The sequence below is a fragment of the Shewanella schlegeliana genome, from assembly GCF_016765635.1.
GTDB lineage: Bacteria > Pseudomonadota > Gammaproteobacteria > Enterobacterales > Shewanellaceae > Shewanella > Shewanella schlegeliana.
In genome coordinates, this window is sequence record NZ_JAESVD010000008.1 from 161,939 (window position 1) to 175,019 (window position 13,081).

Sequence of the window (13,081 nt, forward strand, 5' to 3'; positions counted from 1 at the left end):
TGCTATTAACTAATTCGACCACCTAACCTTAACCCCTACTGCGCGATACTTAACGCATCAAAAGGCTGTCCTGGAGGGTTACTATAGATAGTACGCAATACCCTCTGTGCATTTTGATTAAATGCACCGCCATTACCAAAGCCATCGAAGTGGTTGTTCATGCCAAGAGCATGACCTAACTCATGAAGGGTAACTTCGTTATCAGCAACGGTCGTACAGCTTGGGTCTGGGTTCGGGCTTCCGCTATCGATATTGATCCAGGTAAATGTATTGCCTATAGGCTGAATGATACCGTAATCAAGTCCAACACTATGGTTGACAATGTTAGTCTCCATAGGGCCTACAGATACGGTGCCCGAACCGCAATTACCTGCAGTGGTACCTTGGCTCCAAATGAAGCCCCAGTCCGTAGGGACACTTGAGTAATCAATGTTATTCGTGTCGCTGATATCCAGCTTGATCACGCCTTTTCTATCAAATAGCTGATAGCCAACTAAGCTTTCCGCTTTATTCATTGCGTAAGTAAAACGGGGGTCTTCAGCGTTGAGGAAATAAACAGGGATAAGCCCCCCCTCAGGCCAACGTGTCAAACTTGGGCTTTCTGCAGGCGCTGTACCATCCTCAAAACAATACACGCTATTACAAGTAGCCCATGTCAGATCTATCTGCCCCCAAGCGCCATAAATATTTTGAGTACATAAGCCACCTTCGGCCAAGTTAGTACACTTTACCGTTTCAGCAATGATTGAGTCTGACACATGATTGTCACTACTATCACTGCCACCACAACCAACGAGTACGACTGTACCTAACATAAAAGGGAGTAAAGACTTCATCAATTCACAATTCCAAAGTTTAGCCAAAAAATACATAGAACTTTTCCCACCAAAACAACAAAGAATGCATAAGCGATTAAATTAATAGGGAAAATCACGCGGATTATATGTTAAACATGGCTGACAGAGGCAAGCTAAATCGCAAAATTTGCTAATCCGTTATACTTCTATCACATATGGATACAAAAATGAGTAGTGCGCAGCTACTTTGAACAAGGGAGGCTGACAGTCATGCCATTTTTGATGTACGCCTATGACTGGTTAATGAAAGTGCCAAGTTTGAAGGAAAGTCTTGTAATAACAAGGAGCAAGGGGTTAAATTCTGCAACTCAGGCTTAGAAGAGACTTCTCGCTTGTTTACCATGATGCATATAAGACCCCTGGATAAATCGACCATGCCAATTAAAGATGAGTATTATGTTTTTTCAAATGACTACTCCAAAGTCAATTTTGTGGTCAATATGAACGACAGTCGCAGATTGGGGATCTTAAGAGACCAAGCGATATCAACAAACATACCCGCCAGTTTCGAATGTAAAAGTCTGAAAACCTTCAAACCAATAGAGGCTGTATTTGATATTTCGGTTAGCACTAAACTGCTGTTTGATATGGACTATGCAAAGCCCTTAGTTGAACTGGATTTATATAACAACTCGCTTGTTCCCGCTAAAATTGTTGATAAAGACTATCTGTACCTTCACTGCTACAACATCATTAATATTCTTGATGATGAGGTCGGTTTTGACTTCGAGGAGCTAAATGCCGTTGCCTTAGAAAATAGACTGGTGTTTAGGCCCTCATTTGAGTCAATCATCGTTTTTTTCCATAAGTCAGTTATCGATGCCATTGAATCTATTAAAAAGCCGTCATACGCAAAACCTGTCAAAGTGGCTGATTGGACAATGGAGTTGGAGATGTCATGAGGTTAAAGGCTAAAAGTGATGAGCGCTCAACCAACAGCAGAAGCTAACTAAAAATCCAGTAAAAATACAAAAACCATAGTAAAAACATCAGCCCAGAATAAATAAAAACTTACCTGAAAATACCGCCCCAAAGTACATCATTAAGTTTCGGTACAGCATCCCGTTGCTATCTTAATCATCAAGTTAGGATGATTAAGCAGAGGCGACAGATGAAGCAATTAACTAAAATGCTAGCAACAACTGTGAAAGCGGTAACCACTATCGCACTGACCTTGTTTATTTCAACGGGCAGCGTTCACGCCTCTTCAAATACGGCGGTAACCGCTAATTTGGTGAAATCAAAAACCGATGACAACTTGCTTGTCTGCCAGTACCGAACAATTTCAGCTAGCCATTTTCAGGTGTTTGATACCGTTTTAGATAATGAGACGGCTTGCCCGACTAACATACAGGTCGCCCCTGAGCCTATGCTTACCGATGCAGAAGAAGCCCAGCTCAAACAGATGTTTTCTCGCCAGGGTGACTAAAAGTGAAGCCTATCTAACTTAAAAAGCCCCGAATAATTCGAGGCTTTTTTGAGTTTAATTCAGATTAAAATTTAGCTTTAACCCAAACCATGCGGTGGTCAGAAGAAACGTCTTTACCATTCCCCCACTTACCGATACGAGTATCGTTAAATAGCTTACGACCTTCTTGGTAACTGGCTTGCCAGTATACACCTGAATCTACAATATTTAGCGACGCAGATGGAATTGCGTGGTCAGCATTAATACCGCCGTACGGGTTATGGAATTCAGCGGTAATACGGTTAGGGTACGGATGTTCTGAGCTTCTGTCAGCCGCATACTCAGCAGCACCATAACTTGTAGGGTATAAATCACCGTTAGTCACATTTTGGTTTACGACTGGGTCAGCATGTAGCGCAGCCATCACCTCAGTAAAACCATCACCAGCGCCCGTTGCAGCGTCAAGGTTTTGATCGCCCACGATAACAAAGTGTGCGCCCTCTTTTAGTGCACCCGTGTTGCCAGCATCATCGTAAAACGCTTGTGCGTTAGTGACATAGTTGTGCCAGAACTCAACTTCTGCAGCGTTTTGAAGTTTATTCTTACCCGTGTCAAATACTGGTGGCGTAGGATGAGACATTAGGATATGGATAGTCTCAGTACCATCTTTAGTCGGAACTAAGATAGGCGCATCAACATGGTTTTTAGATGATAGCGTCATTTGTTGCCACTCTTCATCTGTATACCAGTTCTCACCACCTAATAATGGGTTTTCAGCGCCTTCAAGATCTTTCCACTTAAAGTTTTGGAAGGTACGCGTGTTTTTAGTATCGATTTCGAACTTAGACATCAGCGCAAAAGCGTATTGTCCATGGTACTTACCGTAACCCCAAGAATCATTGGCATACGCATCAGTACCAAGCTCATCTTCTGTAGCAATATGGCCATCATTATTCAAGTCGAAGCCACTAAGACGACCAGTATTGGTTGCGTAGCTTTCGGCAAATGGATATTCAATCGGCTCTAGGTTTGCTTCACCGCCAGCACCATCGATGCTTTGAGCAACTGACAGGTAGTTAGTTTGGAAGCCTTTCAGAGCTGATAGATCCTCGCCAGTACCATCGTTATTATATTCACCCATCATTAGCACATCAGGGCGGTTCTTCTGAATAATTGCAGCAACGTTACGGATTTGGATGACTTTTGCAGCTGTAGCTTGATCTGCAGGCTCCATCGCATCACGATCGAGAAGATAAGCTTCTACAAGCGTGTTTTGATCAGCAGGAGTAACCGCCATTTCTGCAACTAAGTCTGCGAATGTATTACGATCAAAAGAGAGATTATAAGTCGCAATTTTGACTTCAGTATGATCAACATACTTTACGTCATCATCATTACAACCCGTAAGTAGTGCAACACCGACAGCCAAGGCTGCGGCAGTTTTTAATAGTTTCATATAGTGACCCATCTTTAATTAATTATTATATTTGGCTCAATTGATTTGAGCTCAAAACTGATTCTATACAGGTGTATAAGAAAAGATAGGATAGCCATATTTTTTTGTGACTTAGACCATTAGCTTGCCAAGATAAACAGCACGGAGTTAACAAAGTGCCATTATTGGACAACGGCATAATTAAATTGGGTTGTACTTAGGTAGGCTTAATGCATGCTTCTGTTGCTGAGTTGCTGAGTTGCTGAGTTGCTGAAAACAATTAAGCGCCCATCGCGCAATACAAGACTGGAAAACCTCTTACTCTGCAAACCACGCGGCCAAGTAAGAGGTTAATACAGAGGGTAAATCTGAATTGATAAGTAAGGGCTTTACAGCCCCCTATACGCGACCTGCGCACCATCTTGAGAGATAATTTCATCCCCTTGGATCACCAGTCCAAAGCCATGCTCTTCATCCCAAGCACATTCAAAGAGCATCCCTACTGCGTTTTTGTCTGGGTGATGCAACACAAATGCGGAAAGTTGCATTAACTTAAAGATATCCCCTGCTCGCATATCGGCTTCATTCACCTCGCCGACACAGGTTTCGTAAGATTCAGAATCTTCGTCAAACACATCTAGAAATTCAGAATCTTCAAGCAGCTCTTGGTAGTTTTCATTCACATAATCGCAGACTAGCGCATAAATGCGTTTTTCATTATCGATAAACCATTGCTGCATATTATCGGCAATAGCAAGGTCTTCTTGGGTGAGAAATTCAACACTGCCGTAGCCTTGAAACTCATGCCAAGCATTCAGTCCAGCCGTACCTTCATGAAACTCTTCACCTTCTTTCCAAGTAATATTTATTGTTTTCATAATAGACTCGCAAAAATGAGGATTATATTTGAAACGGTTTCACATTAATGTGAGAAAAGTGGGGTCAGAGTAAACTAAAGTTATTCATCTATACTCATTAACATAGTGAACATTGCAAAGGGAACTTGCACATGCCTAGAAAACCGAGAGCCAATCCGATAGACATACCTCAACATATCATTCAACGCGGCAACAACCGCCAAGCCTGCTTTACTTCAGAACAAGACTTTATTGCCTATACCGGCTGGCTAAAGGATTACGCCAAGAAATTTCAGGTGGAAATCCATGCTTGGGTATTTATGACAAATCATGTCCACCTACTCTGCACACCACGAGAGCACAATGCTATTAGCCAAATGATGCAGTCCCTTGGGCGACAGTATGTAAGATACTTTAATTACACTTATAAACGCTCAGGAACATTATGGGAGGGACGATATAAGTCTTGCTTAGTACAAGCTGAAGACTATCTACTGCAACTATATCGCTATATAGAACTCAATCCAGTTAGAGCAAATATGGTCGATGATCCTTGTAAATATCAATGATCTAGTTACCAAGTCAACGCCTTAGGCAAAGCTTCCGCACTATGTACGCCTCATCTAGCTTACCTTGCTATTCATCCTAACGATAAAACCCGACAAACATGTTATCGAGCCCTGTTTAAACATCACCTAGACACAAAAATGATTGAGGATATTCGACAAGCAACCCACAAAGGCATGCCAATCGGAAATGATAAATTTAAAGATGAAATTGAAAAACTAACAAACACAAACATGAGACCACTGAAAATGGGGCGGCCTCCTAAGCAACCAGAATAAAGTTTACTCTGACCCCACTTATTCATGAGTGAGTGTACCTCTAGAGCGGGGCCAATAAAGGAGCAGAATAGCAACCTCCTATTTCAGCAATTACTAAAGCTTAGTAGGAGGCCAACAAACATGCCATTAACTATGGGTGTCTATGATTGGTTTTTTATTATATGAAAGTTATTAAAGTAGTTAATTGTATTTTCTTCAAATTCTTCATACAACGTCTTATAAAAAACGTTCAATTCTAAAACTGAGCTTTGCTTATAAAAATCATTATTACAGAAAACTTTATTCCCTAATAAATTGCTAAACTCCTTATTTCTTAACTTATTTTTAGGAGGATAAATAAAATGACCAACATCAAACTTATGTTTACCTGAAGAATATTCATAGTTCACTATAATATTAAACAAAAGCTTTGACGAAGCAGAGCTTGCATTAAACTTATCCTCAAGTTTTAAAGTGTTTGATGAAAAATAATACTTTTCTAAGTCTTGTAACTCTTCATTAAATATAAACCCATTACGATAATACTCTATTAACTTTTCTGTTGTTGATGGGTTTGTTTGTGGAATCCCTTTAATCGCCGCATAATAAAACTCATTTGCAAGCAATTTATAATCATATTCTAAATTATTGTAAAAGTAACTAAATATCATATAAAACTGAGTAATATATGGATAATGCGATATCGTTACTAATTTAAGTTCATTTATAGAGAATAGTATTGATTGTTCCAAAGCATTAAGGACTCTATCGATAACATTTTCATCTTTAGTCCCACTAATTCTACTGGCAACTAGTTTCCAAGAGTTCTTGTCTGCATAAACAGGAAAGTTAAATGCTGATTGAATGATTTTTAAGTTAAAGTTGCGCCCATCCTTTTGGTTAAAACCATACTTATCGATGATAGCATCAGCACCTTCTAGTAGCTTATCTAGTTTATCTGAACCTGATTTTTTACTTAGAGCACGAACATAATCTATCTCAGAAACTCTACGCCCCTCCCTATTAAGCCGAGTAAAAATTTCAATCGCTTGCTCTACCGTGCCTCCTGACAATTCAGTAACAGCTAAGCGATACTTAGTTATCTTATCAACTAAATTTTGAGCCCTAGTGATCAATTCATCGTCATGCGTTTCGTTTGATATGCGTATAGACTCTTTTAAAAATGCGGTAGTGGAACGTGCCTTACGTAGTTCAAAAAAGTAGGGTTTGACGTTAGAAGTGTTTTTTTTGATATGGACAAATTTCTCATTTTTTAGATCAAAATAAACATTCCATTTATGATCTACATGTTTTTCCTGGGTATACAGGCACATAAAAAATGTAGTAAGTCTCTGTTGGCCATCGATAATGTAACTAGCTTCACGATCAATTCCTATATAATGATCTATTATATATTCACTAGCACTTAATTCTAAAGATTCAGTTGGGCTCCACACCAGAACAGAGCCTATTGGATATCCTCTATAGATACTATCAAAAAGCTCTAAGATTTGATCATGCTTCCATACGTAATTCCTTTGAAAATCGGGCATAACCAAGCGCCCCTTAGACATCAAACCGATGACATCATCGATGAAGTATACCCGCGGTTCCACCCTAGGGGTCATAGTCATAATATCCTCACAATATTGCTAACAACTTATCTTTTATATCACAGAACTCTGGATATATCTCTGGGTCTTCTATATCCAAGTTCTGTTTAGTATATAGTTTACGCTTTTCTTGGTTAAATGCTATTTTCGCTATTTCTTCTCCAAATCCTGACTTAAAAAAAGCATCTAGATGAGTATTCGGTATGCCATGATAAATATTACTATATTTAGCATCATCGTAACGACAGTTTTTCTGGAACCCTTTCTTCATATCGAAATAATCGCGTTGCTCTTTATTCCATGATTTAAAATACTCAATTTTAGGGTACTTAGGGTCGAACATATTCTCTAACACTCGAATAGGGATGTAATTTTCTATTTCTCTCTTTCTAAGCATGACATGTGCAGATTTTTTTTCGACTGCGCGATTTATTATATTTTGTTGGGCGACAGGAATATCATAATCATTATTATATTTATCGGAGTCATTAACTACTAATAGCCTAGAAATACAGACTTGCTCATCAAAGCACTTACTAATCAATTTTGGGATGTCGCCACACCCTCCAGCTCCTCTTGCCTGCCACATCTTATTGTAATATTTATTTAAATTCGGCCCGTACTCTGCAGCATCTATACATGTAAAAATGAAATCTAGATCTTGATGCTCATTCTCAATAATTATAACAGCCCTACAACTCAGGACATCATTAAGATCATCTAGTAAAACTTCATCTTCACTCGATTTAGTGCTAACTACTTTTATGTTTTTTTTGAACTTAATCAAATTTGAAGTGATTTCAAAAAGTGCTTTAAAGTTAGCTTTATTTCGACTAGAGACATGCTGACTTATCATTATCTTACTGAATGTTTTATAATTTAACCGATGTTTATTTCTAAAAGCATTTAGCTGCACATAAACTTCATAAAGTTTATGCTCATCAAGAATAATATCATCCGAAACATCAATATTCATTCAAAACCTCTTCGATAGCAATAATATCTTCATATGCCTCTTCAAAGACTCCTTCTGGCCACCAGCTACAACTACCATCCTCCAAAACTCTTATTAAATCAATATTCGAACCACTTTCATTTTGATCAACATATACTACTTGCACTCTATCCATTAATTTGCAAGATTTGTCCTCAGCTATTCTTCTCCTCAGCCTTAGGATGGTCTCTTTAGAATGAGTCTCTAGAATATTGATATTACCTTCATCCAAATTCATTAAGTAAAGATCTATTATTGAACCACACATTGATGGATGCATATGTAACTCAGGTTGTTCGACAATCTCCATTCCATTATTATCACTAGCAATCCTTGCAAACTTACTGATTATTAATGGGAGTAATTGGGTAAATCCAATTCCATGATCCACAATGTTAGAACTTATTCCATTCTTTATGATATTTATTGTAAAACTATGCTGATCCCTAATAATTTTAATCTCTGTATTTTCAAGTTTACACCTCATCCACTCATTAACACTATCTATGAACTCATAATTTTCTTTTTGATCATAGTTAGAAATTATATAAGGTGTATTCTGCCCCTCACTACCAACGTTAATTCCAGAGATAAATCTATTAGGGTAAACACGTTCCATTTTTCTTCTAAATGGACCTATATAACTTAGGTAGCCATCAACAATCTCATTCCTAAATACATCAAGAGGAGTTAAACATTCCCTAACATCTGTATCATTGATTCGTTTTGAAATAGGAATCAACCCAGAAAATTCAAGCTCAACCTCTCTATCACCATTTAACGTATAAACATTACCTTCAATTAAAGTATTTTTAAAAGTAAACTCTTCACATTCTGTTTTATAATTAAACGACAAAGGAATAATTTTTTTAAAATCACTATGAAAAATACACTCTGTAATAAATGAGTATTCTTTTCCATCCAGAATGAAAGACAGCCCTAAAGACATTGACTTTGTTGATGTGTGACCAAAAACTAAATCGGAGTAGTTTGCAGCTAGATCAATACCTAATGGCTCAAAACAAATTATATCTTCTTCACCATTTATTATTGAGTCTAACACCAATGGAAATAACCTTATTAAAGAGCTTTTACCAGCGCCATTTCTACCAATGATTAAATTTACATCTTTGAGTGCAAGCTCAATATCAGGAAAAGCTTTGTAGTTCTTTGCAAAAACCTTCGTTATTTTCATCTAAGTTTTACCTTAAGGCTAACTAACTAAAATTTAAAACACAGTTAAACTTTAGTTTAAAAACATTATAAAACATCCAGTTAGCAAGTAGGGTAGCACAGTTTAAAAATAGTTAGTATCTACCATTTCACAAATGGATGAATGTTTAGAGCAAAAAATAAATGGGGTCAGAGTAAACTTTCCTACTCCCACAAAAAAGCGAACTCTCCAGTTCGCTTTTTCAATTCTCAAACCACCAGAAACCACCTAACCCAAAGCCAACAACCTATGCCCTCTTGCCACAGACTTAGCCACCTCATTAGCTACCGCCACCAACCGCCCCTTTATCGCCTGCTCAATCCCCACACCAGCCTCAAGCAGGTCCGCAACTGCAATAAACGCCGTGGTGTTTAAGCTAGTGCTGTCGTAGCAATAGGCGTAACCCGCCTCCACGATCCAGCTCTGATTCTTAGAGTCCAGAGACTTATCTTCCAAGCTCCTAACCAAGGTAAAATCGAAAGCCAAGATACAGGCTTCATCGCCATACCAATCGGCTTTTAAGGCCTGAAAGTTAATCCACATTTCAAGCTCAATCAATAACGGCTTAAGCGAACGAGAAAAGCCATTATCGGCACTAATCGTAATCGGAAGTTGTTCTTGCATAGTCGCTGCTGCCTTTGTCATTTCGTCTGCCGTCATTAGGTCTGACTCTATTTATAAGCTAGATTTTGCTAGCTATTTCTACTCGATGCAACCATCAACTGTTCTAAACCCAAGCCAACAAAAAAGCGACCCAAAGGTCGCTTTTAAAGTTCTTTAACTACCGGAAACCGCCAAACTCACAGTTTCCATAATTGCGTCGCTGGCGATGATAATGCTAGGCGAACCGAAGGCTCTAGCCCGGAGTTGACTCCAGTCAATGAGGACTGGAGCCGAGGTTCAACGCCGCAGTAGCAAGCCCAAGCAGCAATTATAAATTATTCGTAGTCACTGATTGGTGCGCATGAACACATAAGGTTTCTGTCGCCATAAACATCATCAATACGATTAACCGTTGGCCAGAACTTATTCGCCTTAACCGCTGCCGTCGGGAACACGGCCACTTCACGGCTGTAAGGACGTGAATCAAACGCTGGGTCCATGATGTCAGCCATGGTATGCGGTGCATTGTGTAGCGGGTTATTGTCCGCTGGCCACTCGCCTGCTTCTACCTTAGCGATTTCAGCGCGGATAGACACCATCGCTTCGATAAATCTGTCTAGCTCAACTTTAGACTCAGATTCCGTTGGCTCAATCATTAAGGTTCCCGCAACAGGGAAGCTCATGGTTGGCGCGTGGAAACCATAGTCGTTTAGACGCTTAGCGATGTCCATCTCGGTCACGCCTGAGGCTTCTTTAAGCGGACGTAGGTCGATGATGCACTCGTGCGCTACACGGTCGTTACGGCCTGTGTATAGCACTGGGTAGTGAGCAGACAGCTTCTTCATCACGTAGTTGGCATTCAGCAGTGCAACCTGAGTCGACTGACGTAGACCTTGGAAGCCCAGTAACTTGATGTACATCCAAGTGATTGGCAAGATGCTTGCGCTGCCGTATGGCGCTGCAGATAGTGCACCGTTGTTGTCTGATTCGCGGCCTGGCTTAACCACTGAGTGACCCGCTACAAATGGTGCTAGGTGTGACTTAACACCGATTGGGCCCATACCCGGACCGCCGCCACCATGTGGAATAGCAAAGGTCTTGTGCAGGTTAAGGTGCGATACGTCTGCGCCGATTGAACCTGGGGTTGTTAGGCCAACCTGTGCGTTCATGTTGGCGCCATCGAGGTAAACCTGACCACCATGCTGATGAATGATGTCACAGATCTCGCTAACGGTTTCTTCATACACACCGTGAGTCGATGGGTAAGTGATCATGATGCAAGATAGGTTGTCGGCAACTTCAGCAGCCTTAGTCTTAAGATCTTCCATATCGACGTTACCCGCCTTGTCACACGCGGTAACCACTATCTTCATACCTGCAAGCTGGGCAGAAGCTGGGTTAGTACCGTGAGCCGATTGTGGGATCAGACAGATATTTCTGTGGGCGTCGCCACGAGACTCGTGATACTTCTTAATCGCTAATAGGCCAGCATACTCGCCCTGTGCGCCAGAGTTTGGCTGCATACAAACGGCGTCGTAGCCTGTGATATCAACTAGCCACGCCGATAGCTCTTCGATTAGCTGAGTGTAACCCTCGGCTTGATCCAGTGGGCAGAATGGGTGCATATTGCCAAACTCGGCCCAGCTCACTGGCATCATCTCTGTTGCCGCGTTGAGCTTCATGGTGCACGAACCAAGCGAGATCATAGAGTGGTTTAATGCCAAGTCTTTGTTCTCTAGGCGCTTGATGTAGCGCATCATCTCAGTTTCGCTGTGGTAGTTATTGAACGTTGGGTGAGTCAAGATAGCATCGCTGCGTAGCAGTTCTGCAGGAATAGACTGACTACCTGCGTTGATGATCTGCTCATCAAGCGCGGCAACATCTAAACCATGACCTTCACCTAGAATGACGTCAAATAGCTGGGCAACATCGCTGCGAGTGGTGGTTTCGTCAAGGCTGATACCAAAACGACCATCTGTATCGATACGTAAGTTGATTTGTGCGGCCAATGCACGGGCATTGATAGCGGCAACATCGCCACTCTTAACGGTAATGGTATCGAACCAAGTGCTGTTAGCCAGTTCAAGGCCTTTAGCCGTTAGACCTGCCGCTAGAATGTCGGTTAGACGGTTGATGCGTGATGCAATTGTCTTAAGGCCTTGTGGACCATGGTATACCGCGTAGAACGATGCCATGTTGGCCAGTAACACCTGTGCTGTACAGATGTTTGAGTTAGCTTTTTCACGGCGGATATGCTGCTCACGCGTCTGCATAGCCATACGCAGTGCACGGTTACCGCGTGTATCTTGTGACACACCAATAATACGGCCCGGTAGTGAACGCTTGTACTCGTCACGCGTTACAAAGAAGGCGGCGTGTGGACCACCAAAGCCCATTGGTACGCCGAAACGCTGGGCGCTACCAAAGACGACATCTGCGCCCATTGAACCTGGTGACTTAAGCAGCACTAGCGACATGATGTCGGCAGCCACTGTAACGACCGCTTTCTTGGCTTTTAGCTCGGCAAATAGCGCACTGTGATCGCAAATTTCACCTAGGCGATTGGTGTACTGGAATAGTGCACCAAATAGCTCGTGGTTTACGGCATCCTGTGCAGGGCCAACGATGACTTCAAAACCAAAACACTCAGCGCGGGTCTTAACCACGTCGATAGTTTGTGGGAATACGTCATCTGCAACGAAAAAGATGTTGGCTTTTTTGGCTTTAGAAACACGCTTAGCCAGTGCCATTGCTTCCGCAGCAGCAGTGGCTTCATCAAGCAGTGATGCGGAAGCTAAGTCTAGACCGGTTAAATCCATAGACACTTGCTGGAAGTTAAGAATAGCTTCTAGGCGGCCCTGAGCGATCTCAGGCTGGTATGGCGTGTACGCCGTGTACCAACCTGGATTTTCAAATACATTACGCTGGATAACGCTTGGTACATCTGTACCGTAGTAACCCATACCGATATAGCTCTTAAACACCTTATTTTTATCTGCGATTTCGCGGATATAAGCGGTACCCTCGGCTTCACCACAGGCAGTGCCTACGGCTAAGTCACGGTTAAGACGAATCGAACCTGGCACGATCTGCTGGGTTAGGTCTTCTAATGACTCAGCGCCAACAAAGTTCAGCATCTCTTGCTGTTGTGTGCTTTCTGGGCCGATGTGACGACGAATAAATGATTCGTGCTGCTCTAATTGTGTCAGGGTTTCTTTGGTCATGAGTAACCTAGTTCCTATGTGCCTGTATCCTGCCTGTAGGGGGGCGGTGCTAC

General features: G+C 41.4%; 10 protein-coding genes and 1 pseudogene. 3 read left to right on the forward strand and 8 right to left on the reverse strand.

From position 1 onward, the window contains the following. Nucleotides 1-35: 35 nt before the first annotated feature. Nucleotides 36-836 carry a hypothetical protein gene (locus JMA39_RS14760; protein ID WP_202722618.1) on the reverse strand — a complete coding sequence of 267 codons (801 nt, stop codon included), beginning with the start codon at nucleotides 834-836 and terminating at the stop codon, nucleotides 36-38. A 395-nt stretch (nucleotides 837-1,231) separates the two neighbouring features. Here JMA39_RS14760 and JMA39_RS14765 point away from each other — a divergent pair, with 395 nt between their 5' ends. Further along, nucleotides 1,232-1,759 carry a hypothetical protein gene (locus JMA39_RS14765; RefSeq protein ID WP_237732845.1) on the forward strand — a complete coding sequence of 176 codons (528 nt, stop codon included), beginning with the start codon at nucleotides 1,232-1,234 and terminating at the stop codon, nucleotides 1,757-1,759. A 209-nt stretch (nucleotides 1,760-1,968) separates the two neighbouring features. Then, complete coding sequence (locus tag JMA39_RS14770; RefSeq protein WP_237732846.1) at nucleotides 1,969-2,286, forward strand: hypothetical protein; 318 nt, start codon at nucleotides 1,969-1,971, stop codon at nucleotides 2,284-2,286. Between the two features lie 64 nt (nucleotides 2,287-2,350). Here the strand turns inward: JMA39_RS14770 and JMA39_RS14775 are convergent, their stop codons facing one another. Further along, nucleotides 2,351-3,721: an endonuclease/exonuclease/phosphatase family protein gene (locus tag JMA39_RS14775; RefSeq protein WP_202722621.1), complete on the reverse strand. Its 1,371-nt coding sequence runs from the start codon at nucleotides 3,719-3,721 to the stop codon at nucleotides 2,351-2,353. 368 nt (nucleotides 3,722-4,089) lie between these two features. Then, nucleotides 4,090-4,578, reverse strand: coding sequence for a DUF6985 domain-containing protein (locus JMA39_RS14780; protein WP_202722622.1), 489 nt, complete (start codon nucleotides 4,576-4,578; stop codon nucleotides 4,090-4,092). Between the two features lie 131 nt (nucleotides 4,579-4,709). Between JMA39_RS14780 and JMA39_RS21465 the strand changes: the two are divergent. Then, nucleotides 4,710-5,402, forward strand: a pseudogene (locus tag JMA39_RS21465) (transposase). Between the two features lie 140 nt (nucleotides 5,403-5,542). Here JMA39_RS21465 and JMA39_RS14790 read toward each other — a convergent pair. The 5 genes from JMA39_RS14790 to gcvP form a co-directional block, all read right to left on the reverse strand. Then, nucleotides 5,543-7,015: a DUF262 domain-containing protein gene (locus JMA39_RS14790; RefSeq protein WP_202722623.1), complete on the reverse strand. Its 1,473-nt coding sequence runs from the start codon at nucleotides 7,013-7,015 to the stop codon at nucleotides 5,543-5,545. Between the two features lie 7 nt (nucleotides 7,016-7,022). After that, nucleotides 7,023-7,970: a hypothetical protein gene (locus JMA39_RS14795; RefSeq protein WP_202722624.1), complete on the reverse strand. Its 948-nt coding sequence runs from the start codon at nucleotides 7,968-7,970 to the stop codon at nucleotides 7,023-7,025. After that, complete coding sequence (locus JMA39_RS14800; protein WP_202722625.1) at nucleotides 7,960-9,183, reverse strand: AAA family ATPase; 1,224 nt, start codon at nucleotides 9,181-9,183, stop codon at nucleotides 7,960-7,962. The genes JMA39_RS14795 and JMA39_RS14800 overlap by 11 nt, the downstream gene beginning before the upstream one ends. Before the next feature lie 246 nt (nucleotides 9,184-9,429). Further along, the gene (locus JMA39_RS14805; RefSeq protein ID WP_202722626.1) at nucleotides 9,430-9,861 is read right to left on the reverse strand and encodes a hypothetical protein; all 432 of its coding nucleotides are present in this window, start codon (nucleotides 9,859-9,861) and stop codon (nucleotides 9,430-9,432) included. A 278-nt stretch (nucleotides 9,862-10,139) separates the two neighbouring features. After that, the gene (gene gcvP / locus JMA39_RS14810) at nucleotides 10,140-13,028 is read right to left on the reverse strand and encodes an aminomethyl-transferring glycine dehydrogenase (protein WP_202722627.1); all 2,889 of its coding nucleotides are present in this window, start codon (nucleotides 13,026-13,028) and stop codon (nucleotides 10,140-10,142) included. Nucleotides 13,029-13,081 lie beyond the last annotated feature (53 nt).

Excerpts from the sequence above, each read along its gene's own strand:
- JMA39_RS14760 (WP_202722618.1), bottom strand. The coding sequence starts at position 836 with ATGAAGTCTTTACTCCCTTTTATGTTAGGTACAGTCGTACTCGTTGGT.
- JMA39_RS14765 (WP_237732845.1), top strand. The coding sequence starts at position 1,232 with ATGCCAATTAAAGATGAGTATTATGTTTTTTCAAATGACTACTCCAAA.
- JMA39_RS14770 (WP_237732846.1), top strand. The coding sequence starts at position 1,969 with ATGAAGCAATTAACTAAAATGCTAGCAACAACTGTGAAAGCGGTAACC.
- JMA39_RS14775 (WP_202722621.1), bottom strand. The coding sequence starts at position 3,721 with ATGAAACTATTAAAAACTGCCGCAGCCTTGGCTGTCGGTGTTGCACTA.
- JMA39_RS14780 (WP_202722622.1), bottom strand. The coding sequence starts at position 4,578 with ATGAAAACAATAAATATTACTTGGAAAGAAGGTGAAGAGTTTCATGAA.
- JMA39_RS14790 (WP_202722623.1), bottom strand. The coding sequence starts at position 7,015 with ATGACTATGACCCCTAGGGTGGAACCGCGGGTATACTTCATCGATGAT.
- JMA39_RS14795 (WP_202722624.1), bottom strand. The coding sequence starts at position 7,970 with ATGAATATTGATGTTTCGGATGATATTATTCTTGATGAGCATAAACTT.
- JMA39_RS14800 (WP_202722625.1), bottom strand. The coding sequence starts at position 9,183 with ATGAAAATAACGAAGGTTTTTGCAAAGAACTACAAAGCTTTTCCTGAT.
- JMA39_RS14805 (WP_202722626.1), bottom strand. The coding sequence starts at position 9,861 with ATGACGGCAGACGAAATGACAAAGGCAGCAGCGACTATGCAAGAACAA.
- gcvP (WP_202722627.1), bottom strand. The coding sequence starts at position 13,028 with ATGACCAAAGAAACCCTGACACAATTAGAGCAGCACGAATCATTTATT.